This is a genomic window from Citrobacter sp. Cpo061 (assembly GCF_030332845.1).
Taxonomy (GTDB): domain Bacteria; phylum Pseudomonadota; class Gammaproteobacteria; order Enterobacterales; family Enterobacteriaceae; genus Citrobacter; species Citrobacter portucalensis.
The window spans coordinates 209,348-233,284 of sequence record NZ_JAOWHB010000041.1 but is presented as its reverse complement, the minus strand read 5'-3'; the positions used below and the strand labels follow the sequence as shown (position 1 = coordinate 233,284).

The following is a 23,937-nucleotide window of genomic DNA, read 5'->3' as shown; positions in this document are numbered from 1 at the left end:
AAGTTTACCGTTTTAGAAATCATGCTAATTAGCATAAAATCTCTCAACTGATGGGGTCTGGAGTTGCAGAAAAAATGACTACAAGGCAGTATGCGCAAAAATCAATCTTCGATCTGGAGGAAATTTTCGAGCGGTCACGGAACAATGCTAGTGAACTTGAACGGCTGTTGAACGAACTGACCTTCCGCAATACTGCCAAGGCCCAAACGTTGAGGACTAAAATCGAGCAAGCCCGAACTGTACTTAGTGGTCACTGCGTGATCTCAATGTCGGATTCCAGTCCATCAGCGCGTCATCCTGGCTCGTCGTCCACACAATCCTCCCAAGTTCCGCCCCGTGATGTGCCTGCAGCGGTAGTGCAACAGCAACCCAAGGCTAATCCAGCTCCTGTCATGCAACAGCAATTCGGCGAAGACCAGATCGACCTAGGTCCACTCCCATCTTTCTCTCCGACAGGTAAGTCGAATGATGCGCGAGCAATACTGGCAGCATGGACAGCCCTCGAAGCACTGTCGCCTCAAGGTTATAAACGCCCAGAGGATATGGCAACCGGCGACCGCTCTAGGGTTGCCCTATTGGAGCGAGGTGTACCATGGGGACCAAATGCCCGCAGCAAGCCCAGCCATAAGCTTTATTTCGAGGTCGTCCTCGGCTCCATCGCTCTCGACAAGGCGACGGACGAGCTGGTCAAGGTTTTTGGCGAGGATGAGGAGCGTTCACGCCCGGACGGTAAGAAGGCGGCCATCGGCTCGATCCTGATCGACAAAGAAGGTTATGTGCTTGAGGACAAAGGCGTTGCCGTTTCCAGTTTTGCCTGGGCACTCAAGCCGGCTCTCGACCTGAAGCTTGGGAGCTTAGGGAATTGGCCGAATGTTGAGCCGCGCATTATCGAGCATCTGGATCGAATGGTTCGCCGCCACAACGAGGATGGAGAACCCATACCGATCGATTTGGATGTCGTTCTTAACGCTTATAGATGGCTTGTGTCTCAGTTCGGTGTACCCGAACATTTGGTTGAGCCACCCACATTCGCGATTAAGGTGTTTCATCATTTCAAGGCCAAGGCGCCGCCTGAACCTTCGTTACTGAATTCCTTCTATCTTGAAGATCTCGGTGAAGCAACCAAATTGCTCGAGACGGGCAAAGCCGGAGCCGGTTTGCGCCGCTACATGGGAATTGGCAGGCCTGAACAGAAAATCGACGTGCTATCGCCCATTTCCGCAGTTGAGCCATTCGTCGCACCCTCGCTCATGCCGCAGGCTCGTTGGCCTTCGAAAGGCGGCCATCCACTGGTACTGCTTCAACAGGCTGCCGTGAATGCGGCGCGTGCTGAGCTGAATGATGCTCCAGGTATCATCGGCGTCAATGGGCCTCCGGGAACCGGAAAGACCACTCTTCTGCGAGATATTGTCGTCGGGTGCATTCTTGATCGGGCCACGGCGATGTGCGGCTTCAATAAACCGCAGGATGCCTTTTCCACAACAGGCGAGAAGCTGGCATTCGGCTCCAATGCATTCCTGCACTTCTACAAGTTACATGCATCCTTAAAGGGCCATGAGATCGTTGTAGCGTCCTCCAATAACAAAGCGGTCGAGAACGTTAGTAAAGAGCTTCCTCTCAAGGAAGCCAATGGTCGTCATGAACAAATCGCCTATTTTCGGTCCATCAGCGACCTGATTGCGAACCCCAAACGCGTCGGCTATTTCGAAGCCGAGGCCGAGGGGGACATCCCCTCCGACCCAGTCGAAACCTGGGGGCTAATCGCCGCTGCTCTCGGCAAGAGCAGCAACCGAGGCGCGTTCCAGCAAGGTTTCTGGTGGAATGAAGACGGTGGTTTCCTTACCTACCTGAAAGCAGCTCGCGGCATAAATGTCATGCGTGAGATCAAGGACGAACGAACAGGCGAAATCATCGATCGCGTAATGCCCAGCGTGGTTGTCAATGAGCGGCCCAGCACCAACGAAGCGGATGCTGCTGCGGCCTGGCTGAAAGCGCGAACCGCATTTCTTAAACTCAAGGCAACGGTAGACGCCGAAATCGCCAGCATCGAAGAGATGCGACGGGATATCCAGGCGCTCAAGGGAGCGATCACCGAACTTCAAAGGGCTGAAGAGCGTCGACCGAGTCTGGATGAAGCCGTAGAAGAGGCACACCAGATTGCTGAATCCTGCCAACGGGAGCATGAGAAGGCAAAATCGCAGATCGAGCAGGATAAGATCATGCTCGACAGCCATCTTGCTGGCCGTCCAGGTTTCTTCTCCCGTTTGTTCGCGACTGCGGCCTGGAAGTCGTGGAGATCGACACTGCAGATGCTCTCGGCGACCTTGCAGCAATCAGTCCTACGGGCGCTGGAGACAGACGGTGCCCTGGAGCTTGCAAGGGCTGAGTGGAGCAATACTGAGTCCCAGTTACAGCAACTCGACCAGGAAATTTCCAGCAAGTGTCAGGCTGTCTCGAAATTGAAAGCAACCGAGGCAGAGGCACGAAACCGCATGGGAGACAGGGTCGTTGATGAGAGATTCTTCGAGCGCGAGCACGAGGCTATCCACCTGACTGCGCCATGGCTTCCCGATGAGGTTCATCGCCTGCGGGAGGATCTATTCGCCGCTGCCCTGACTGTGCATAAAACGTTCATCGATGCTTCGGCCAGCCGCTTGCAACACAACCTTGGGCTATTGATGTCGGGCATGGTGACTGGTGCCTTCCAGTCTTCCGCTCACCGTGAACTTCTCCCCGACCTTTGGTCAAGCCTTTTCATGGTGGTGCCGACCGTGTCCACGACATTCGCCTCTGTTCGGACGATGTTCGGGGATCTGCCACCAGAGAGCATTGGCTGGCTTCTGGTAGATGAAGCGGGCCAGGCCGTTCCTCAGGCAGCAGTTGGAGCTATCATGCGGGCAAAGCGCTCCATCGTGGTAGGTGACCCGTTGCAAATCCCACCTGTAGTTTCACTTCCTGAAAAGCTGAACGTCGAAATCTGCAAATTCTTCGACATTGATCAGAGCGAATGGTCTGCGCCCGCAGCATCTACGCAGACCCTTGCTGATCAGGCATCGCGCTTCAAATCCACCTTCGTCATGGATGTAGGTGATCGAGAAGTCGGGCTGCCACTCCTCGTTCACAGGCGTTGCCAGAACCCAATGTTCGATGTTTCTAACTCCATCGCCTATGCCGGGCAGATGGTCCATGCTGTCGGGCCTAAAAGACTAGGATCTATCGGCTCGGCTTTGGGGCAATCTCGCTGGTTCGACGTCAATGGCAATGCTGAGACGAAGTGGTGCCCCGAGGAGGGTGATGCGGTTGTACGAATGCTTAAAGAGCTGGCCGCATCGGGCATTACAAATCCGGACGTCTTTATCATCACACCATTCAAGATCGTAGAGCAGAACATGCGTCGGCGTCTCGACAGTGAGACCGATCTGCTGCAAGCGCTGGGAGTAAAGTGGAATGAGTGGAGCCGTGATCGTGTAGGCACGATCCACACGTTCCAGGGCCGAGAGGCGGACACGGTCATCCTGCTGCTGGGTGCTCCGAAAGCGAGTCAGCAAAGAGCCCGTCAGTGGGCGGCAAGCCCGCCAAACATTATCAATGTAGCCGTCTCACGCGCCAAGCAAAACCTGTATGTGGTCGGCTCGGCTGCTGCATGGGCAGGGGCGGGAACGAGCCTACAGGTCCTGCAGCGACAATTGGCGCAATCAGCCTGACAATCTCCGAGGCGGCACTCATTGTTAAGGGCACATCGCAACTAATCTTTTATTTAGCTCTGTAACGAGCCGACCGCTATGTGCCAAGAGCGGACGTTGTTTACGTCGCAAGCCTTCATGTCAAATGACATAGTAATTGGTTTGATATATGATAACTCGCAATTCACTTTCTTGTTGAATTCGTATTACTGATTATCCACTTGGTTAAGAGTTTTAAGTTCATTTGACAAATAAGGATTTGATGGTGTCAATTAATTATCTAAGCTTAACGTCATTCAAGATAGAAATGTGTAGAGAGGACGCTAAAAGCGATAAAGTTATTACTCTGAGTACAGCAACTGCTTTTTTTTATGATTTTGATGGGAAGATTCATTTAATAACAAACTGGCATAACGTTACAGGAAGAAATTCATCATCTGGAATGCCATTAGACACTATTAACTTATCGGAACCTAATCTAATACATCTTTATCTACCCAGGAAAGTAACTAATGTGGATAATTCCGTTTATTTATCATGGAGTAAAATTTTAAAACTAAAGTTGTACGAAGAGCAGAATGGTGAATATTTACCTGTGTGGTTTGAACACCCAAATCATAAACAAAGTGTTGACATAATTGCAATACCTTTTGATGATAGCATAAAAACCTTAAAAGAAAGTGGTGTTTCTATTTTCCCTGTTAATTCAGATGAGTTGAATTTGGAAGATTTTGATATTCAAACTGGTATGGATGCATTCTTCATCGGTTACCCTTTAGGCATGGTTGCCGGAGGAAATCTACCAATATGGAAAAGAGGTAGCGTGGCTTCTGAGCATGATGTAAACATTGACAATTTACCTAAATATTTTATTGATACAGCCACCACTAAAACTGGAATGTCAGGCTCTGCTGTATTTATAAAGTCAAATGGATTTACTTTACCAAAGGGAAAGAAAGACTTGAATGATATGATTATGTCACAATGCTATACTTTTGGAGGGGTTTATTCCGGACGATCTCAGTTAATGCACTCTGGAAAAAATCTTTATCCCGATCTGGCAATTGTTTGGAAAGAATCAGCAATAATAGATATTATTAAAGGAAAGTGTAAATCAAAATATAAATATTATGGATAATAATATGAATAACGATGTTGAAGCATTAAATTTAATAGACAATGCTAGAAATATATCCAATCTATTTTCGAACAATTTCGAACTTCCGTTCCTCGCTCACAGCGGACCTTCAGCTCAGTTGCCTGGTCCGCTTCGTGCCAAGAGCGGACATTGAACAAGATTTGATGTAGGGTATTGCGCGATTCGTATAGCCGCAACGTTAATGAGAGCCAGACTTATGAACTACTTTATTCGACCAGCTACGCCTGACGATATCAATAAAATAATCGAATTCACCACTCAGGAAGCACAAGAATCTGAAGGTTCAGTGATTGACCTTGTTGCTGTGGAGCGTGGCGTTTCGTCGGCGTTTAGTGAAAACCCACGTTCAAAATATTGGGTCATGGAAGATTCTTCAGGAACAGTGATCGCCAATACCTCTGTCGTAAAAGAATGGAGTGATTTTCATGGAAATGACTACTGGTGGATCCAAAGTTTTTATATCGCCCCGGAGCATCGTGGGATGGGGTTAGCTGATGAGCTCATCAAACATCTTACAAAAGAAGCTAAATCAGAAAAGGCACTGGAGCTTCGTTTATATGTCCATGGAGATAACGGGCGTGCGATTCGTGCTTATGAGCGATGTGGTTTCACCGAATCTCCGTATACCATTATGAAAGTGGGTTTATAACTTCCCCAAATACAGCGCTCCTAATGCTCCACCTGAAATCAGAACACCCCTGACAGCCCACGATTCCACCAGGTTCAGATTTCTCATTCATCTTATTTTTCATGTTGCCATCAGATGAGGGAGATAATCGTTTTCACTTCCCGTCTGTCGCGGTAATCTCATAACGGTCGTTAATATTGCGACTGCAATGTGTGTAACCCAACTCAAATACTAATAACTAAAAAACAGTACAGACAGGATAACTATGGATTCCTCCCTCACCTCCACGGGTCCCCAACAGGACGCCTCTTCACTTAACCGCGCCCGACGCGCTGCGCTTGGTAGCTTCGCGGGTGCCGTGGTCGACTGGTATGATTTTCTGCTTTACGGCATCACTGCCGCACTGGTCTTTAACCGCGAGTTCTTCCCGCAAGTCAGCCCGGCGATGGGGACACTTGCCGCATTTGCCACCTTTGGCGTCGGATTCTTGTTCCGCCCGCTAGGCGGGGTGATCTTCGGCCACTTCGGCGATCGCCTGGGGCGTAAACGTATGCTGATGCTCACCGTCTGGATGATGGGGATCGCCACTGCACTGATAGGGATTATTCCTTCCTTTGACACCATTGGCTGGTGGGCTCCCGTTCTGCTGGTGACGCTGCGTGCTATTCAGGGATTCGCCGTTGGCGGTGAATGGGGCGGCGCGGCGTTGCTCTCGGTCGAAAGCGCGCCGAAAAATAAAAAAGCCTTCTACAGCAGCGGTGTTCAGGTCGGTTATGGCGTCGGGCTACTGCTTTCTACCGGTCTGGTCTCGCTGATTAGCTCGCAAACCACCGATGAGCAGTTCCTGAGTTGGGGCTGGCGTATTCCATTCCTGTTCAGCATCGTGCTGGTATTGGGCGCGTTGTGGATGCGTAACCGAATGGATGAATCAGCCGAATTCGAACAGCAGCAGCAGGCACCGCAACCAGAGAAAAAGAGACTACCGGTAGTCGAGGCGTTAATCCGTCATCCAGGTGCCTTTTTGAAAATTATCGCTCTGCGCCTGTGTGAACTGCTGACGATGTATATCGTCACTGCGTTTGCCCTAAATTACTCCACGCAGAATCTGGGCTTACCCCGTGAACTGTTTCTGAATATCGGCTTGTTGGTGGGAGGGCTGAGCTGTCTGACCATCCCCTGCTTTGCCTGGCTCGCCGACCGCTTTGGTCGCCGGCGCGTTTACATTACCGGCGCACTGGTCGGGACGCTCAGCGCATTCCCGTTCTTTATGGCGTTAGAAGCGCAATCCATTTTCTGGATCGTGTTCTTCGCGATTATGTTGGCCAACATTGCACACGATATGGTGGTCTGCGTGCAGCAACCTATGTTTACCGGTTTGTTTGGCGCAAGCTATCGCTACAGCGGTGCGGGCGTTGGTTATCAGGTAGCAAGCGTGGTTGGCGGCGGTTTTACCCCCTTCATTGCTGCTGCGCTGGTAACATTCTCCGGCGGAGACTGGCACAGTGTGGCCATTTATCTGATGGCGGGTTGTCTTATTTCCGCCACTACAGCATTGCTGATGCGGGATAAGCAGCATGGTTAAGCCAAGGTGCGGAGGCCGTCCGGTCTTCGCACAATCTTCCTCAACGTCTGACTTTTGTTTCACATTCCTGTGACATACTATCGGGAGAGCAGTACATCTGTGGAACAAGGAGACAGACATGAACAATAAGGGCTCCAGCCTGACCCCGGCTCAGGCACTGGATAAACTGGACGCGCTGTACGAGCAGTCGGTAAAAGCACTGCGTAGCGCCATTGGTAAGTATATTGAAACAGGGACGCTCCCTGACGTAATCGCCCGCCATAACGGTCTTTTTGTTTACCCATCACTGTGTGTCACCTGGGATGGCAGCGCCACCAATCCCCCTAAAACCCGCGCCTATGGTCGTTTTACCCATGCGGGCTGCTACACCACTACGATTACCCGTCCGTCGCTTTTTCGTCCGTATCTTGAAGAACAACTCACGCTGCTGTATCAGGATTATGATGCGCATATCTCCGTTGAGCCGTCGCAGCATGAAATCCCCTATCCGTATGTCATTGACGGTTCTGAACTGACGCTCGACCGCTCGATGAGTGCCGGCCTAACGCGCCACTTCCCCACAACCGAGCTGTCACAGATTGGCGATGAAACAGCCGACGGTACCTATCATCCGGCGGAATTCTCCCCGTTGTCGCACTTCGACGCCCGACGAGTAGATTTTTCGCTGGCGCGACTGCGCCACTACACGGGAACACCGGTTGAACATTTTCAGCCGTTTGTGCTGTTCACCAACTACACCCGCTACGTCGATGAGTTTGTGCGTTGGGGTTGCAGCCAGATCCTCGACCCGGACAGCCCGTATATCGCGCTTTCTTGTGCGGGCGGGATCTGGATCACCGCTGAAACTGAAGCGCCTGAAGAAGCGATCTCCGATCTCGCCTGGAAGAAACACCAGATGCCCGCCTGGCATTTAATCACCGCCGACGGTCAGGGGATCACACTGGTCAATATCGGCGTTGGCCCGTCTAACGCCAAAACCATTTGCGATCATCTGGCCGTACTGCGTCCTGACGTCTGGCTGATGATTGGTCACTGTGGCGGACTGCGTGAAAGCCAGGCGATTGGCGACTATGTTCTGGCCCACGCTTATCTGCGTGACGACCACGTGCTGGATGCAGTTCTACCGCCAGATATTCCAATTCCGAGCATCGCGGAAGTGCAGCGCGCACTGTATGACGCTACCAAAGAAGTCAGCGGTATGCCCGGCGAAGAGGTTAAACAACGCCTGCGTACCGGTACCGTCGTCACCACTGACGATCGCAACTGGGAGCTACGCTATTCCGCTTCTGCGCTACGCTTTAACCTCAGCCGCGCGGTGGCTATCGATATGGAAAGCGCCACCATCGCCGCCCAGGGATATCGTTTCCGCGTTCCGTACGGCACGCTGCTGTGCGTTTCCGATAAACCGCTCCATGGCGAGATCAAACTGCCTGGTCAGGCCAACCGTTTTTATGAAGGTGCCATTTCTGAGCATCTGCAAATAGGTATCCGGGCTATCGATCGTCTGCGTGCTGAAGGCGACCGACTGCACTCCCGTAAATTACGTACGTTCAACGAACCGCCGTTCCGTTAAGGCCTGAAGGTAACTATGCACAACTCAACTCCTCTTTCCGCCCTGCGTAACCTGCTGATAGCGCAGGGGCTGGATGGCATGATTGTCCCGCGCGCCGACGCTCATCAAAGCGAAGATTGTACGCCGCATGACAATAAGCTGGCCTGGCTGACCGGTTTTAGCGGCTCTGCGGGACTCGCGCTGGTCCTGCAAGACCGCGCATTAATGTTTGTCGATGGACGTTATCAGGTCCAGGTGCGCAATGAAGTCTCGCTGGATGATTTTGAAATTCATCATTTACACGATGAACCGCTGGCCGACTATTTGCAGTCTCATGTTGCAGCAGGTAAACGTATCGGCTTTGAACCGATGCTGATGGTCAATAGCCAGTTTGAAGCACTGTCGGCAACCCACTGCGAGCTGGTGCCTCTTGAGCAAGATCCTTTTGACCAGGTATGGCTAGACCGCCCGGCAGCACCCTGCGGCATCATTCGTGAAATGCCCATTGAAATCAGCGGGGAAAGCAGCACGCAAAAGCGTGCCCGCGTCGTGGAACAACTCGCTCAACACCAGGCTGACGTGCTGGCAATTACCCTGCCGGATAACATTGCCTGGTTATTGAATGTGCGCGGTTCGGATCTGGCCATGGTGCCAGTGCCGTTTTCGTTTGCCCTGCTCCATCGCAGCGGTGAGCTGGAATGGTTTGTGGATAGCAATAAAACGCAACAGCTCCCCGCATCACTGCTGGATACGCTTACTCTGGCCCCGCAAGAGAATTTTCTGACTCGCTGCCAGCAATTAGCTAATGGGAAGCGTTTCCTGGTCGATAAAGACTACGCCCCGGTCGCATTGCGTTTTGCCATTGAAGAACACGGTGGCAACGTCTTATGGGCGCCCGATCCCATCACTCTGATGAAATCCCACAAAAATGACGTTGAACTGGCAGGCTATCGGGAATGCCATGAACAAGATGGCGCAGCCTGGGTAAACTTCCTTGCCTGGCTGGCCCATGAAGTTCCTTTGCGCGAAGCGGCAGGCAATCCGGTCACCGAGCTGGAAGCGCAGGCCAAGCAACTGGAATTTCGCCAGCAGCAGCCGGGATTTATCGAGCAAAGTTTCAGCACGATTTCGGCCTCTGCCAGCAATGCCGCAATGTGTCATTACCACTCCAGTGAAAAGACCAATACGCCAATTACCTCGCAGGCCATGTATCTGAATGATTCCGGTGGCCAGTACCACAATGGTACGACGGATACGACGCGTACCCTCGCGTTTGGCCCACAGGATCCACAACGTCGCCTGCATTACACCGCCGTGTTGAAAGGCTTTTTGTCGCTTATTTCGCTGCAGTTTCCCAGCGGGACTCAGGGCCATCAACTGGATGCTTTTAGCCGCCGGGCGTTGTGGGAGCTGGGACTGGATTTTGATCATGGCACGGGACACGGCGTGGGTCACCAGTTGCTTATTCATGAGCAGCCACATCGCATTGCCAAAAAAGTAAACCCGTGGCCACTGGTCGCAGGCAACATCATCACCATCGAGCCGGGTTATTATCTGGCCGGACAATATGGGATCCGCATTGAGAATCAGGTGGAGATTATCAACAGTCGTCCTGGTTTCTGTCGTTTCTCAACGCTGACGCTGGTACCGATTGATTTGAATCTGGTCGAACTGCATCTGCTGAGTGATGCTGAGAAACAGTGGATTGATGATTACCACCAGCAGGTCAGAGAGACGCTATCCCCGCGCGTGAACGCAGAGGCACGTCCCTGGCTGTTCGCCGCCACCGCACCAATTCGCATTCAGGCTAATTAATGCAATAAAAAAGGCAGCCCGCAGGCTGCCTTAGTTCTCCCCAACTTCTTACTGCTTAGCTGTTACGGATGTACTCATCCATTTCAGTTTTCAGGTTATCGGACTTAGTCCCGAAGATAGCCTGAACACCGGAACCAGCTACCACAACGCCTGCCGCACCCAGTTTCTTCAGGCCAGCCTGATCCACTTTAGCAACGTCAGCCACGCTGACACGCAGACGAGTGATGCACGCATCGAGGTTAGTGATGTTTTCTTTACCGCCGAATGCAGCAACCAGAGCCGGAGCCATTTCACCGGTCGCACCTGCTTTGCTGTCTTCGGTAGCATCTTCACGACCTGGCGTTTTCAGGTCCAGCGCTTTGATCAGCACACGGAAGATGGTGTAGTAAACAATCGCATAACCGATACCGACAATCGGGAACAGCCACAGTTTGCTGCTGTTACCGGACAGAACGATAAAGTCGATCAGACCGTGGGAGAACGACGTACCGTCGCGCATACCCAGCAGGATACAGATCGGGAATGCCAGACCAGCCAGAATCGCGTGGATGATGTACAGGATCGGCGCCACGAACATGAAGGAGAACTCGATCGGCTCGGTAATACCGGTCAGGAACGAGGTCAGCGCCGCGGAGATCATGATACCGCCCACTTTCGCGCGGTTTTCTGGTTTAGCAGAGTGCCAGATAGCGATAGCAGCAGCCGGCAGACCGTACATTTTGAACAGGAAGCCACCGGACAGTTTGCCCGCAGTCGGGTCACCCGCCATATAGCGAGGAATATCACCGTGGAACACCTGGCCCGCAGCGTTGGTGTATTCACCGATCTGCATCTGGAATGGAACGTTCCAGATATGGTGCAGACCAAACGGTACCAGGCAGCGCTCAATGAAGCCATAGATACCGAACGCTACGACCGGGTTCTGGTATGCAGCCCACTGAGAGAACGTCTGAATCGCAGTACCGATCGGCGGCCAAATGAAGGACAGAACCACACCTGTGAAGATGGCAGCCAGACCAGAAATGATAGGAACGAAGCGCTTACCCGCAAAGAAGCCAAGATACTCAGGCAATTTGATACGGTAGAAACGGTTGAACATATACGCTGCAATCGCACCGGAGATAATCCCCCCGAGAACACCCGTATCAGCAAGGTGTTTAGCGGCGATCTCTTCAGCAGGTAAATGCAGAACCAGCGGCGCAACAACAGCCATGGTCTTAACCATGATGCCGTAAGCAACAACGGATGCCAGTGCAGATACACCGTCATTATTAGTGAAGCCTAACGCAACACCGATAGCAAAAATCAGCGGCATGTTCGCAAAAACAGAACCGCCTGCTTCTGCCATTACGTGCGATACAACGGCTGGCAGCCAGCTGAAGTTAGCGGAACCGACGCCCAGCAGGATACCTGCAATCGGGAGTACGGATACCGGCAGCATCAGCGATTTACCGACCTTTTGCAGGTTAGCAAATGCATTCTTAAACATAATTAGGAGTGCTCCTGAGTATTTGTGCTTATACACTTCATCCTTCAAACCGCCTCAGGGCGGGCTGCGCTCGCTCATCCCAGTCACTTACTCTAGTAAGCTCCTGCAATTCACTCACTTGCCGCCTTGATGCAGCTTGATTGACTTTGTGTATTCTACGTTCTCACGCATTGGCGAGGGGGGAGAACCTCGCCGTGTACAGGGCATCTAAGTACCCTTTATTTATTACACAGAGTAAAATAATTCAGTTTGTTTTTGTTTGACGGCTATCACAGTTCAGTCGTGAATGGCCGCAAAATCCGCACATTCCGATAAAATGCGTTTCTGAATGTGTCAAACTGATTATTCACCGCCCATTTTGTGGCGGTGAACTTTACTCGCATTAGTGATTAATTACGAGCTTTAAAAAAAGTCAGTTAACGAACAGATTGCAGGCGAGAAGCGTCGATGTGAAACAGGCGGGCAAAGTTATCAGTGGTTGCCTGCGCCAGTTCTTCAACGGCAACACCTTTCACTACGGCCATGTACTCTGCAACGTCACGAGTCATGGCGGGCTGGTTCTCTTTTCCACGATGCGGTACAGGCGCAAGGTAGGGAGAATCCGTCTCGACCAATAACCGGTCCAGAGGAACATAGCGGGCGGCATCACGGAGCTGCTCTGCATTTCGGAACGTGACGATGCCGGAAAACGAGATATAGAATCCAAGGTCCAGTAATTTGCCCGCCGTTTCTCTGTCCTCTGTAAAACAGTGTAGTACGCCGCCACAATCCGTCACTTTTTCTTCGCGCAGAATAGACAGCGTATCGGCTCGCGCATCGCGGGTATGCACGATAACCGGCTTCTGTAACTCACGGCCGATCTGAATATGGTGGATAAAAGATTCCTGCTGGCGCACCTTTGTTTCCGGCGTGTAAAAATAGTCCAGCCCGGTTTCTCCCATCGCCACAACCCCCTCTTCGGCGGCAAAACGACGCAGGTCCTCAACATCATAGGTTTCATCCTGATTTAACGGATGCACGCCGCAGGAGAAAACGACATTGTCACGCTCACCGACCAGTTCGCGCATACTGCGATATCCAGGCAGAGTTGTCGCGACGGCAAGACAGAATTTCACATCACGTGCGGCCGCTTTTGCCAGCACGTCATCCACGTCCTTATGCAGAGATTGATAATCCAGGCCATCAAGATGGCAGTGTGAGTCGACTAAAAACATAATGTCTCTCTCAAAGATGGGGAACAGGCAGTACGGTGCCTGGTTGCAGGTAATGCTCAATACGAAGAATAAGATCGGTTAACACCAGCTCACGGTTTACGCCTGTTACGTTCAGCAGTTGCTGACGACAATGACAAACGTCACCGAGTATCGCCTGTATCTGGGCAACGGATAACCGTTCTGCGATAGAAGATATCAGGTCCAGCGCATCAGGATTCGTTAAATGGGAAACGCCATACGGACGTTTCAACGCATCGGTCAACAACGTTGCCAGCCAGTGTAAACGGGCGGCAGCCTGATCGTGGTTTAACGCCGCGAGCAAGATATACCAGTCGCCTGTGTTTAATGTGTTCACCAGTGCCGCACAAAAATCTGTGCGGTGCGCCCAGCTTTCAGCCTGTAACAACGTGAGTGCCGCGCCTGGCGAACCTGCACTCAGGCGTAACGCGCTCAGCAGCGCTTCTGACGACGCAGTCACCTCACGAGCAAGCCAGGAGATCGCATACGACTCCGGAGGTGGCGCAAGATGATGTAACCGGCAACGACTGCGTAATGTCGCCAGCAAGCGAGCTGGCTCTGTGCTGGCGAGGAAAAACCAGGTTTGTGCCGGGGGTTCTTCCAGCGTTTTCAGCAAGGCGTTGGCGGCGGCGTCGGTTAACTGGGCAGCATCCGGGATCCACACGACCTTCGCCCCGCCGAGACGCGAATGCTCGTACAGCTTTTCACTGACTTCGCGTACCGCATCAACCCCCAGCGTGCTTTTGCCTTTTTCCGGCAGCAGCGAATAGTAGTCAGGGTGCGTCCCCGCCTGCATTAGCTGACAGCCGCGGCACTGTCCGCAGCTTTTATGCCCTTCCGGCTGCTGGCACATTAAATAGCGGCTGAGGGCGTAAATCAGCGCGTCGTCGCCCATTCCGGGTAACGCCTGAATCAGTAACGCATGGTGACCACGACCAGCCTGGTAGCTGGCTACCAGTTTTTCAAAATCCGGTCGTAACCATGGGTACCATTTCATGCGCCCTGCTCCTTCACCCATTGGGTGATGGTATGACGGATATCAGCCATCACAGCCTCCAACGGCTGCGTAGCATCTATAGTACGAATGCTGGTGTCTTTGGCAGCCAGCTCAAGATAGCGCGCGCGAGTACGATTAAAGAAGTCGAAAGATTCCTGCTCAATACGATCCAGCTCGCCGCGGGCACGGGCACGCTTCAACCCGACTTCTGGCGTCACATCCAGATAGATCGTCAGGTCCGGGCGAAAATCACCAAGCACCGCATCGCGCAGGGTTGCCAGCATGTTTTGATCGATACCGCGTCCGCCGCCCTGATACGCCTGGGTCGACAGATCGTGACGATCGCCAATTACCCACGCGCCTTTCGCCAGTGCAGGTTTAATAACGGTTTCGACCAACTGTACACGCGCCGCGTAAAACATCAGAACTTCGGCTTTATCGGTAATGACCTCGTCACCGACCGATTTAATATCCAGCACCAGACTTCTTAGTTTCTCAGCCAGCTGCGTTCCACCAGGTTCACGGGTGAAAACCATGTCACGAATACCGAGTTGCTCAAGTGTCTCCACCACCACGTTACGCGCGGTGGTTTTTCCGGCGCCTTCCAGGCCTTCAATGACGATATAGTTACTGCCCATTTTTTTCCTTAAGCACTTTCAGGTAATCCTGCACGGACCGGTTATGGCTGGCAAGATTGGTGTTAAACGTGTGGCCGCCTTTACCGTCAGCCACAAAATAGAGATACGGCGTTTTTGCCGGATGCGCCGCGGCCTGCAATGAAGCCTCTCCCGGCATGGCAATCGGGCCTGGCGGCAGTCCCGTAATGGTATAGGTGTTATAGGCGGTCGGGGTGTCTAAATCCACACGCGACAATTTGCCATTATACCGTGTACCCATCCCGTAAATCACGGTCGGATCGGTTTGTAAACGCATACCGATACGTAAGCGGTTAATAAAGACCGAAGCCACCTGGTCGCGCTCGCTGGCAACCGCAGTTTCTTTTTCAATAATAGAAGCCATGGTTACCAGCTGATTTTTGTCCTGATAAGGCAGGCCATCAGCGCGCCCCTCCCAGACAGTATCCACCGCTTTAACCATTTTCTGATGCGCGCGTTTTAGCAACGCTACGTCAGTAGTATTGGCGGTATACATCCAGGTATCTGGCCAGAACCAGCCTTCTACCCATTGCGGGTTTTCCAGCTTAAGTTCCTCGGCCACGGTCTCATAGCTATCGTCGCTTAACGTATGTTTGATATACGGGGCATCACGCAGCTGTTTGAGGTAATCGCTCAGGCGCATCCCTTCAACCAGACGTAACGGGAACTGCGCCTCTTTGCCGCTTTCCAGCAGTTGCAGCATGTCCCGCACCGTCATGTCAGGCGTGAAGCGATATGTTCCGGCCTTAAAATGCGACAGCTCGGGCTCCACACGCAGCAGCCACTGGAACACGCGCGGACGATTGATAACTTTGTCTGCATACAGCTGTTCGCCGAGAGCCAGACGGCCCGTCCCCGCTTTCAGCGTAAAAATCGTTTCTTCTTTAATCAATAATTTGCTGTCCGCCAGATGGCGAACTTTCCACATTCCCACTCCAGCGGCAATGCCCAGCACAACCAGCAATAACAGGACAACAAGTAACAGTTTTTTCATGACTAATTCGGGTGCTCACAAAGTGGGGCTAAATAATCGAATAACAAACGTGAAGACAACAACGTGTCGCCACAGGCACGCACGGGAATAATGGGCATTAACGCGTTACAGACGACGATTTCATCAGCCTGCATTACCTCCTCCAACCCGGCATACACTTCGACAATACTGAATGGCGATTGTGCCAGCATCCGGATACAGAATTGTCGCATAATACCGTTCACTCCGGCCTGGTCCAGCCGGGGCGTGTAAACCACATCGCCTTTACGCCAGAACAAATTAGCCGCACAGCATTCCGTAACCCATCCCTCGCTGTCAAGAACCAGCGCTTCATCGGCGTCCGTCTGTTCAAGATGAGAGCGAATCAACACCTGCTCCAGTCGATTCAGGTGTTTAAGCCCGGCAAGCAGTGGATTACGTCCCAGCCGCACTGGGCTTAGCGCCAGCGTAATACCTTCTTGCCGCCAACGATCGTAATGATCGGGCCAGGATGAAACGGAGAGGATGCGTGTGGCACTATGACAATTTTTGCCACTGTAACCCCGGCCTCCACTGCCACGGCTGATAATCACTTTCAACACTCCGCGTACGTGCCCTTTCGCCAGCATTTTCATTTCATTTTGCAGCTCGGACCAATCTTCAAAAGAGATCAGCAGTTTTTGGCAAGCGTCTTGTAAACGCGCAAGATGCGCTGCAAAGAGAGGAATTTCACCGTCGATAATACAGGCAGTGGTAAAACAGCCATCACCAAATTGGGTCGCTCGATCGCTTGCGGCCAGCATATCTTGCTCGCAGCCATTAATTAAGAACATGGTGGCTCCTTATTTCTGGTCCGCTAGTTTGGCAGGATGAGTAACACAGGACAAGGGCGGAAAACCGAATAAAAAAAGGCCCGACAAGCGGACCTTTTCAATTTGCTATCGATGCTAGCGCATCACCTGACGGACTTAAATCTTTTTAAAGATCAAAGAGCCGTTGGTACCACCGAAGCCAAAGGAGTTACACAGCGCATACTCCAGACCACTAACCTGACGCGCTTCATGAGGTACGAAGTCCAGGTCACAACCTTCATCCGGGTTATCCAGGTTGATGGTTGGCGGAATAGCCTGATCGCGCAGCGCCAGGATAGAGAAAATAGACTCTACCGCGCCCGCCGCACCCAACAGGTGTCCGGTCATGGATTTGGTGGAGCTTACCATCACACGGCTTGCCGCATCGCCAAAGACAGATTTCACTGCCTGGGTTTCAGCTTTATCGCCTGCAGGCGTAGACGTACCATGCGCGTTGACATAGCCAATCTGACCCGCTTCAATAGCCGCATCGCGCAGTGCGTTGACCATTGCCAGCGCAGCGCCTGCACCGTTTTCCGGTGGCGACGTCATGTGGTAAGCATCGCTGCTCATACCGAAGCCAACGACTTCAGCATAGATTTTTGCACCGCGCGCTTTCGCATGCTCGTACTCTTCCAGTACCACCATGCCAGCGCCGTCGCCCAGCACAAAGCCGTCACGCTCTTTGTCCCATGGGCGGCTTGCCGCTTGCGGGTTATCATTACGCGTAGACAGTGCACGTGCCGCGCCAAAGCCACCCACACCCAACGGCGTACTGGCTTTTTCAGCACCACCCGCAACCATCGCGTCTGCATCGCCGTATGCAATGATACGTGCGGCATGACCGATGTTATGCACGCCTGAAGTACAGGCGGTCGCGATGGAGATGCTTGGCCCTTGCAGGCCGTACATGATGGTCAGATGACCAGCCACCATGTTAACAATCGTCGACGGAACGAAGAACGGGCTGATCTTACGCGGTCCACCGTTTACCAGTGAGGTATGGTTTTCTTCGATAAGACCGAGACCGCCAATACCAGAGCCGATAGCGGCGCCAATACGATGAGCGTTCTCTTCCGTAATTTCGAGGCCAGAATCCTGCATGGCCTGAACGCCAGCGACAATTCCATATTGAATGAAGGCATCCATCTTGCGCTGTTCTTTGCGCGAGATAATGTCTTCACAGTTAAAATCCTTTACTAAGCCAGCAAATTTCGTTGCATAGGCGCTAGTATCGAAATGGTCGATCAGGCTGATGCCACTCTGACCGGCAAGGAGAGCTTTCCAGGTAGACTCTACGGTATTGCCGACAGGAGACAACATGCCCAGTCCGGTCACAACTACACGACGCTTAGACACGGTTGTCCTCCAGGGAGGGAAAATAATTCAAGTGGGATAAAAAGATAAAACTCAGGCGGTCGAATGACCGCCTGGAGATGTTCACTTACGCCTGGTGGCCGTTGATATAATCAATGGCAGCCTGAACGGTAGTGATTTTCTCAGCTTCTTCGTCCGGAATCTCAGTATCAAACTCTTCTTCCAGAGCCATTACCAGCTCAACGGTGTCAAGAGAATCTGCGCCCAGGTCTTCAACGAAGGAAGCATTGTTGGTTACTTCTTCCTGCTTAACGCCCAGCTGTTCGCCGATAATTTTCTTAACGCGTTCTTCGATAGTGCTCATACTCTTAAATTTCCTATCAAAACTCGCTTTCGCGATGGTTTTCGTAGTGTATAAAATGTTGAAAAATTTGCAACTAAATCCCGGCAGGTCTTACCACGATTTTACGTTATTTTGAGGCCAAGACCTACAATAACGCAAATATTTTTCATCGTGGTTAAACCATGTACATCCCGCCGTTGACGTGCAAAGTCTCACCTGTGATGTAACTTGCTTCGTCAGAAGCTAAAAATGCAACCGCACTGGCGATTTCCTGAGCGCCACCGAGGCGACCCGCAGGAACCTGCGCCAGAATACCCGCACGCTGATCATCAGACAGCGCACGCGTCATGTCCGTTTCAATAAAGCCCGGAGCAACAACGTTTACAGTAATGCCACGAGACGCAACTTCGCGCGCCAGTGATTTACTGAAGCCGATCAGACCCGCTTTCGCCGCAGCGTAGTTAGCCTGACCCGCATTTCCCATGGTACCAACCACAGAACCGATAGTGATAATACGCCCATGACGCTTTTTCATCATAGCTCGCATTACCGCTTTTGACAGACGGAAAACAGATGACAGGTTGGTTTCGATGATATCGTTCCACTCGTCATCTTTCATGCGCATTAACAGGTTATCACGAGTAATCCCGGCATTATTGACCAGGATATCGACTTCACCAAATTCTGCGCGAATATTTTCCAGAACAGATTCGATAGATGCCGGATCGGTCACATTCAACATTAGACCTTTACCATTTGCACCTAAGTAATCGCTAATGGCCTGCGCGCCGCTTTCGCTGGTAGCAGTACCGATAACTTTCGCGCCACGGGCAACAAGTGTCTCAGCAATTGCGCGGCCAATGCCACGGCTTGCACCGGTAACCAGCGCGATTTTTCCTTCAAAACTCATGGTCTTCCTCTTTTATTGCTCTAGCGCCGCAGACAATGCCGCCGGCTCATTCAGTGCCGAAGCAGTCAGGGTGTCAACAATACGTTTCGTCAGACCGGTCAGAACTTTACCCGGACCGACTTCATACAGGTGCTCTACGCCCTGGGATGCCATAAATTCAACGGTTTTAGTCCACTGAACCGGGCTATACAGCTGACGAACCAGCGCATCGCGAATTGCGTCTGCCGTGGTCTCGCACTTCACGTCGACGTTGTTCACAACCGGAACAGTCGGCGCGTTAAAGGTGATTTTCTGCAGCTCAACGGCCAGTTTCTCAGCGGCAGGCTTCATCAGCGCGCAGTGAGAAGGAACGCTGACCGGCAGCGGCAGCGCACGCTTAGCGCCCGCGGCTTTACAGGCAGCACCAGCACGTTCTACGGCTTCTTTATGCCCGGCAATAACCACCTGACCCGGTGAGTTAAAGTTTACCGGTGAAACCACCTGGCCTTCGGCAGACTCTTCGCACGCTTTAGCGATAGCGGCATCGTCCAGACCGATAATAGCAGACATGCCGCCAGTGCCTTCCGGAACCGCTTCCTGCATGAATTTGCCACGCAGTTCAACCAGACGTACGGCATCGGCAAAACTGATAACACCCGCACATACCAGCGCAGAATATTCGCCCAGGCTGTGACCCGCCATCAGCGCAGGTGTTTTACCCCCCTGCTGCTGCCATACGCGATAAAGCGCAACGGATGCGGTCAACAGCGCGGGCTGCGTCTGCCAGGTTTTATTCAGTTCTTCAGCCGGACCTTGCTGAGTCAACGCCCACAGATCATAGCCCAGTGCAGCTGATGCTTCAGCAAATGTTTCTTCAACAATTGGGTAGTTTGCTGCCATTTCAGACAACATCCCAACGGTCTGGGAACCCTGCCCCGGAAACACAAATGCAAATTGCGTCATGATTAAATCCTTATACTAAAAACGAACCAGCGCGGAGCCCCAGGTGAATCCACCCCCGAAGGCTTCAAGCAATATCAACTGCCCAGCTTTAATACGCCCGTCGCGGACGGCTTCGTCCAGCGCGCACGGTACGGAGGCAGCAGAGGTATTACCATGTCTGTCGAGCGTCACGACAACATTATCCATCGACATACCCAGCTTTTTAGCTGTCGCGCTGATAATGCGCAGGTTAGCCTGATGCGGCACCAGCCAGTCCAGCGCAGAACGGTCGAGATTATTGGCTTCCAGCGTTTCATCAACGATGTGCGCAAGCTCGGTCACCGCGACTTTAAATACTTCGTTACCCGCCATCGTCAGGTGGATCGGGTTTTCCGGGTTCACGCGATCGGCGTTAGGCAGCGTCAACAGTTCGCCGTAGCGACCGTCAGCGTGCAGATGCGTGGAGAGAATGCCTGGCTCTTCTGATGCGCTCAGTACAACCGCACCAGCCCCATCACCGAAAATGATGATCGTTCCGCGATCGGTTGGATCGCAGGTACGGGCCAGGACATCGGAGCCAACGACCAGAGCATGCTTAACTGCGCCAGATTTAACGTACTGGTCGGCAACGCTCAGGGCGTAAGTGAAGCCAGCACAAGCGGCTGCAACGTCAAACGCCGGACAGCCTTTGATCCCCAGCATACTTTGGATCTGGCACGCCGCGCTTGGAAATGCGTGAGTGGATGATGTGGTAGCAACCACAATCAGACCAATTTGTTCTTTGTCGATGCCCGCCATTTCAATCGCACGGTTTGCGGCGGCAAAGCCCATCGTCGCAACTGTTTCATTTGGCGCTGCAATATGGCGTTCACGGATACCTGTACGAGTGACGATCCACTCATCAGATGTCTCAACCATTTTTTCCAAATCGGCGTTAGTACGCACTTGTTCAGGCAGATAGCTGCCAGTACCAATAATCTTCGTATACATGTACGCTCAGTCACTTTTTGGTTATATACCGCTACGAGCAAATCGCTGATACGTTGGCCACATTCACAAACGCACCGTTATCTGTGTGCTCGTGATTTTGCGCTTTCGCCACCGTCCAGCAGTTCGAATCCAGCTGGGTATACAGATTCCAGGCGAGCGGCAATTCGCTGAGGAACTTGTCGCTGCACCGCCTGCACTGCCTGTTCAATCGCGACTTCAAATGCTCGCTGATTGGCCGCACCATGACTCTTAATCACCGTGCCGCGCAATCCTAACAGACAGGCGCCATTATACTGGTCGGGGTTGAGGTGACTAAATCGCCTTGTCAGGCTTTTTTGTAACCAACGTTTTAATAACAGAAGCCACCACGACCGTTTTTTGCCCTCACCCTGAGATTTCAGCAGTGAAAGGAACATTCTGACAACACCTTCCATCGTCTTTAATGTGACATTACCTGTAAAACCGTCACAGACCAACACATCGGTTTTGCCAGTCAGTAACTCATTGGCTTCAAGATAGCCGATATAATTAATGGAAGGGATTGTTTTTAGCACAGCTGAAGCATCTCGAATACTGTCGAGACCTTTCGTTTCTTCTTCGCCGATGTTGAGTAACGCTACGCGAGGATTGGCAATGCCAACAACCTCTTCTGCCAGCACGGAACCCATGACGGCAAATTGCACCAACATCGTGCTATCACAATCTACGTTGGCGCCCAAATCCAGCACCACCGTTTTGCCCTTTTGCTGATGGGGTAACACCGTCACCAACGCAGGACGCTCAATCCCCTCAAGAGGTTTGAGCAATAACTTCGCAAGTCCCATGAGTGCGCCCGTATTACCGGCGCTGACACAAGCTTGTGCCTGACCTTCTTTCACGAGCTCCAGGGCAACACGCATTGAGCTTCCACGACTGGCGCGAATAGCTTGCGAGGGCCGGGCATCACTGGCAATAACTGACTGAGCAGGGATAATCTGCAGACGCGAACGTTGTTCGAAGTCAGCTTTGGCAAGTAATGGCGTGATTGTATCGGGATCCCCGACTAAAAGAAGTGTGAGTTGCGAATTAGAATTCAGTGCCTGCAATGCTGCAGGCACTGTCACGGTAGGGCCAAAATCTCCCCCCATGACATCTAACGCCAGGGTTAGACGTGTCAAGGTATCGTCGCTGCCCGGTTAGGTGTTTCCCCAGTCACCCGGGGAAAGCCTCACTAAGCTTCATCACGCGTTCACTCTTTGTCTTTCTCACCAGAAGTGGGAAAGCCATTGAGTCATGCGTGATTACTTAGCGATTACCTTACGGCCACGGTAGAAACCGTCGGCAGTGATGTGGTGACGCAGGTGTTGTTCACCAGAAGTTTTGTCTACAGACAGGCTGGTGACTGCGGTCAGAGCGTCATGAGAACGACGCATGCCACGTTTGGAACGGGTTGGTTTATTCTGTTGTACGGCCATGGACCTTACTCCTCAATTACTTACGCTTTAAGCTGGCTAATACGGCAAATGGGTTTGGTTTTTGCGCTTCATCAGGCAATTCGCCAAAGACCATGTCCGCCTCGGACACTTCACAGTGTTCAGAATCATGCACCGGAACTACCGGCAAGGAGAGGATAATCTCATCTTCAACCATTGCAAGCAGATCGATTTCACCGAATTCGTTAACCTCAATCGGCTCATACGCTTCCGGGAGTGCTTCAGCCTGCTCGTCAGAACGGACAGGACTAAAACAATATGTTGTGTGAACATGAAGTGGGAACGGTTTCCCGCAACGCTGACATTCGAGCGTAACCGATACCTTCGCATCACCGGTTATAACGGCGAGACGCTGGTTATCGATAGCGAACGACATGGAGCATTCCACATCACTGTCCACACTGACTACAGAATCGGCGACGCGCTCAACCAGATCAGAAGTATAGATACCTTCATAATCGAGGCGTTTTTGAGCCGTACGAACCGGATCAAGAGTCAGGGGTAATTTTACCTTTTGCATAGGGCGCGCATATTAACTTTGTAACGTCATATAGTCAAAGAAAAAGGCAGCCTGTGGTTGCCTTTTGCCAATAATTCGCACACATTGCGGGTCATCGACTTAAAATCGCTCAAGACAAGCCACTACAGCCAGCTTGTAGGTCGAAGTCCATAGTTTAAAATGGCTATCATCAATACGCTATATGCGAGGGAAAAAATATGCCTCAACTTATTCTTGCTTCTACCTCCCCCTGGCGTCGCGCTTTACTCGAAAAACTGGCAATCCCGTTTGAATGCGCTGCGCCAGAGGTTGATGAAACGCCGTTGCCCGGCGAAGCACCACGCCATTTAGTCTTGCGACTGGCGCAGAAAAAAGCGCAATCTCTCGCCCACCGTTACCCATCGCATCTGATTATTGGCTCCGATCAAATTTGTGTTCTTGATGGTGAAATAACCGGCAAACCATTAACTGAAGAAAATGCGCGCCAACAATTACTCAAAGCCCGTGGCAATATTGTGACGTTTTACACCGGACTGGCGCTGTATAATTCTGCGACCGGACATTTACAAACCGAAGTAGAACCTTTTGACGTCCATTTCCGTCATTTAAGCGAGGCGGAAATTGATGATTATTTGCGCAAAGAGCGCCCGCTCCATTGTGCAGGTAGTTTCAAAAGTGAAGGGTTAGGTATTGCACTCTTTGAACGTCTGGAGGGTCGTGACCCAAATACCCTGATCGGTTTGCCGCTTATCGCGTTGTGTCAAATGCTGCGGCGGGAAGAGATGAACCCGTTGAATGCCTGATTGATCTGCCTGATGGCGACGCGATGCGTCTTATCAGGCCTACGGTGCATCACACGATTGTAGGC

General features: G+C 52.0%; 21 protein-coding genes. 7 read left to right on the top strand and 14 right to left on the bottom strand.

The features are described 5' to 3' along the window. Positions 1-74 precede the first annotated feature (74 nt). The 6 genes from OGX97_RS11980 (at position 75) to OGX97_RS11955 (ending at position 10,419) form a co-directional block, all read left to right on the top strand. Positions 75-3,704 (top strand): DEAD/DEAH box helicase, encoded by a 3,630-nt coding sequence (locus OGX97_RS11980; protein WP_235124284.1) that lies wholly within the window; start codon positions 75-77, stop codon positions 3,702-3,704. Between the two features lie 241 nt (positions 3,705-3,945). Beyond that, on the top strand, positions 3,946-4,821 hold the full coding sequence (locus tag OGX97_RS11975) for a serine protease (protein WP_235124285.1): 876 nt from the start codon (positions 3,946-3,948) through the stop codon (positions 4,819-4,821). A gap of 217 nt (positions 4,822-5,038) precedes the next feature. Further along, on the top strand, positions 5,039-5,491 hold the full coding sequence (locus tag OGX97_RS11970; RefSeq protein ID WP_048235644.1) for a GNAT family N-acetyltransferase: 453 nt from the start codon (positions 5,039-5,041) through the stop codon (positions 5,489-5,491). A 244-nt stretch (positions 5,492-5,735) separates the two neighbouring features. After that, entirely contained in the window at positions 5,736-7,052 is a 1,317-nt protein-coding gene (gene shiA, locus OGX97_RS11965; RefSeq protein WP_003832199.1) for a shikimate transporter, read from the top strand. A gap of 118 nt (positions 7,053-7,170) precedes the next feature. Beyond that, positions 7,171-8,625, top strand: coding sequence for an AMP nucleosidase (locus tag OGX97_RS11960; RefSeq protein WP_032942969.1), 1,455 nt, complete (start codon positions 7,171-7,173; stop codon positions 8,623-8,625). Between the two features lie 15 nt (positions 8,626-8,640). Next, positions 8,641-10,419, top strand: coding sequence for an aminopeptidase P family protein (locus tag OGX97_RS11955; RefSeq protein WP_286592427.1), 1,779 nt, complete (start codon positions 8,641-8,643; stop codon positions 10,417-10,419). 55 nt (positions 10,420-10,474) lie between these two features. Here OGX97_RS11955 and ptsG read toward each other — a convergent pair whose 3' ends face one another. The 14 genes from ptsG to yceD form a co-directional block, all read right to left on the bottom strand. Beyond that, complete coding sequence (gene ptsG, locus OGX97_RS11950) at positions 10,475-11,908, bottom strand: PTS glucose transporter subunit IIBC (protein ID WP_003836725.1); 1,434 nt, start codon at positions 11,906-11,908, stop codon at positions 10,475-10,477. A 416-nt stretch (positions 11,909-12,324) separates the two neighbouring features. Continuing rightward, positions 12,325-13,122 carry a metal-dependent hydrolase gene (locus OGX97_RS11945; RefSeq protein WP_020996495.1) on the bottom strand — a complete coding sequence of 266 codons (798 nt, stop codon included), beginning with the start codon at positions 13,120-13,122 and terminating at the stop codon, positions 12,325-12,327. A 10-nt stretch (positions 13,123-13,132) separates the two neighbouring features. Further along, positions 13,133-14,137 (bottom strand): DNA polymerase III subunit delta', encoded by a 1,005-nt coding sequence (gene holB / locus OGX97_RS11940; protein ID WP_071444814.1) that lies wholly within the window; start codon positions 14,135-14,137, stop codon positions 13,133-13,135. Continuing rightward, entirely contained in the window at positions 14,134-14,775 is a 642-nt protein-coding gene (gene tmk / locus OGX97_RS11935) for a dTMP kinase (protein WP_008784374.1), read from the bottom strand. Before tmk ends, holB begins: the two co-directional genes overlap by 4 nt. Continuing rightward, positions 14,765-15,787, bottom strand: a complete 1,023-nt coding sequence (yceG, locus tag OGX97_RS11930; protein WP_125363414.1) for a cell division protein YceG — start codon at positions 15,785-15,787, stop codon at positions 14,765-14,767. Before yceG ends, tmk begins: the two co-directional genes overlap by 11 nt. Before the next feature lie 2 nt (positions 15,788-15,789). Continuing rightward, positions 15,790-16,599 carry an aminodeoxychorismate lyase gene (gene pabC / locus OGX97_RS11925; RefSeq protein WP_079934888.1) on the bottom strand — a complete coding sequence of 270 codons (810 nt, stop codon included), beginning with the start codon at positions 16,597-16,599 and terminating at the stop codon, positions 15,790-15,792. 135 nt (positions 16,600-16,734) lie between these two features. Beyond that, the gene (gene fabF / locus OGX97_RS11920; RefSeq protein ID WP_003036260.1) at positions 16,735-17,976 is read right to left on the bottom strand and encodes a beta-ketoacyl-ACP synthase II; all 1,242 of its coding nucleotides are present in this window, start codon (positions 17,974-17,976) and stop codon (positions 16,735-16,737) included. 85 nt (positions 17,977-18,061) lie between these two features. Then, positions 18,062-18,298, bottom strand: a complete 237-nt coding sequence (gene acpP / locus OGX97_RS11915) for an acyl carrier protein (protein ID WP_000103754.1) — start codon at positions 18,296-18,298, stop codon at positions 18,062-18,064. A 154-nt stretch (positions 18,299-18,452) separates the two neighbouring features. Further along, positions 18,453-19,187, bottom strand: coding sequence for a 3-oxoacyl-ACP reductase FabG (gene fabG, locus OGX97_RS11910; protein WP_003036255.1), 735 nt, complete (start codon positions 19,185-19,187; stop codon positions 18,453-18,455). Between the two features lie 12 nt (positions 19,188-19,199). Next, positions 19,200-20,129, bottom strand: coding sequence for an ACP S-malonyltransferase (gene fabD, locus OGX97_RS11905; RefSeq protein WP_048226957.1), 930 nt, complete (start codon positions 20,127-20,129; stop codon positions 19,200-19,202). 15 nt (positions 20,130-20,144) lie between these two features. After that, positions 20,145-21,098 carry a beta-ketoacyl-ACP synthase III gene (gene fabH / locus OGX97_RS11900; protein WP_003832181.1) on the bottom strand — a complete coding sequence of 318 codons (954 nt, stop codon included), beginning with the start codon at positions 21,096-21,098 and terminating at the stop codon, positions 20,145-20,147. Between the two features lie 77 nt (positions 21,099-21,175). After that, a complete protein-coding gene (plsX, locus tag OGX97_RS11895; RefSeq protein WP_071846967.1) occupies positions 21,176-22,255 on the bottom strand; it encodes a phosphate acyltransferase PlsX in 1,080 nt (359 codons plus the stop codon). 123 nt (positions 22,256-22,378) lie between these two features. Beyond that, positions 22,379-22,552 carry a 50S ribosomal protein L32 gene (gene rpmF / locus OGX97_RS11890; protein WP_003036242.1) on the bottom strand — a complete coding sequence of 58 codons (174 nt, stop codon included), beginning with the start codon at positions 22,550-22,552 and terminating at the stop codon, positions 22,379-22,381. A 16-nt stretch (positions 22,553-22,568) separates the two neighbouring features. Then, on the bottom strand, positions 22,569-23,090 hold the full coding sequence (gene yceD / locus OGX97_RS11885) for a 23S rRNA accumulation protein YceD (protein ID WP_003036239.1): 522 nt from the start codon (positions 23,088-23,090) through the stop codon (positions 22,569-22,571). Positions 23,091-23,287: 197 nt separating this feature from the next. On the opposite strand from yceD, the gene OGX97_RS11880 reads away from it, so the two are divergent. Next, the gene (locus OGX97_RS11880; protein ID WP_003832177.1) at positions 23,288-23,872 is read left to right on the top strand and encodes a Maf family protein; all 585 of its coding nucleotides are present in this window, start codon (positions 23,288-23,290) and stop codon (positions 23,870-23,872) included. Positions 23,873-23,937 lie beyond the last annotated feature (65 nt).

Excerpts from the sequence above, each read along its gene's own strand:
- rpmF (WP_003036242.1), bottom strand. The coding sequence starts at position 22,552 with ATGGCCGTACAACAGAATAAACCAACCCGTTCCAAACGTGGCATGCGT.
- fabG (WP_003036255.1), bottom strand. The coding sequence starts at position 19,187 with ATGAGTTTTGAAGGAAAAATCGCGCTGGTTACCGGTGCAAGCCGTGGC.
- yceD (WP_003036239.1), bottom strand. The coding sequence starts at position 23,090 with ATGCAAAAGGTAAAATTACCCCTGACTCTTGATCCGGTTCGTACGGCT.
- yceG (WP_125363414.1), bottom strand. The coding sequence starts at position 15,787 with ATGAAAAAACTGTTACTTGTTGTCCTGTTATTGCTGGTTGTGCTGGGC.
- OGX97_RS11960 (WP_032942969.1), top strand. The coding sequence starts at position 7,171 with ATGAACAATAAGGGCTCCAGCCTGACCCCGGCTCAGGCACTGGATAAA.
- tmk (WP_008784374.1), bottom strand. The coding sequence starts at position 14,775 with ATGGGCAGTAACTATATCGTCATTGAAGGCCTGGAAGGCGCCGGAAAA.
- OGX97_RS11980 (WP_235124284.1), top strand. The coding sequence starts at position 75 with ATGACTACAAGGCAGTATGCGCAAAAATCAATCTTCGATCTGGAGGAA.
- ptsG (WP_003836725.1), bottom strand. The coding sequence starts at position 11,908 with ATGTTTAAGAATGCATTTGCTAACCTGCAAAAGGTCGGTAAATCGCTG.
- shiA (WP_003832199.1), top strand. The coding sequence starts at position 5,736 with ATGGATTCCTCCCTCACCTCCACGGGTCCCCAACAGGACGCCTCTTCA.
- fabH (WP_003832181.1), bottom strand. The coding sequence starts at position 21,098 with ATGTATACGAAGATTATTGGTACTGGCAGCTATCTGCCTGAACAAGTG.
- pabC (WP_079934888.1), bottom strand. The coding sequence starts at position 16,599 with ATGTTCTTAATTAATGGCTGCGAGCAAGATATGCTGGCCGCAAGCGAT.
- OGX97_RS11970 (WP_048235644.1), top strand. The coding sequence starts at position 5,039 with ATGAACTACTTTATTCGACCAGCTACGCCTGACGATATCAATAAAATA.
- fabD (WP_048226957.1), bottom strand. The coding sequence starts at position 20,129 with ATGACGCAATTTGCATTTGTGTTTCCGGGGCAGGGTTCCCAGACCGTT.
- holB (WP_071444814.1), bottom strand. The coding sequence starts at position 14,137 with ATGAAATGGTACCCATGGTTACGACCGGATTTTGAAAAACTGGTAGCC.
- OGX97_RS11975 (WP_235124285.1), top strand. The coding sequence starts at position 3,946 with ATGGTGTCAATTAATTATCTAAGCTTAACGTCATTCAAGATAGAAATG.
- OGX97_RS11955 (WP_286592427.1), top strand. The coding sequence starts at position 8,641 with ATGCACAACTCAACTCCTCTTTCCGCCCTGCGTAACCTGCTGATAGCG.
- acpP (WP_000103754.1), bottom strand. The coding sequence starts at position 18,298 with ATGAGCACTATCGAAGAACGCGTTAAGAAAATTATCGGCGAACAGCTG.
- OGX97_RS11880 (WP_003832177.1), top strand. The coding sequence starts at position 23,288 with ATGCCTCAACTTATTCTTGCTTCTACCTCCCCCTGGCGTCGCGCTTTA.
- OGX97_RS11945 (WP_020996495.1), bottom strand. The coding sequence starts at position 13,122 with ATGTTTTTAGTCGACTCACACTGCCATCTTGATGGCCTGGATTATCAA.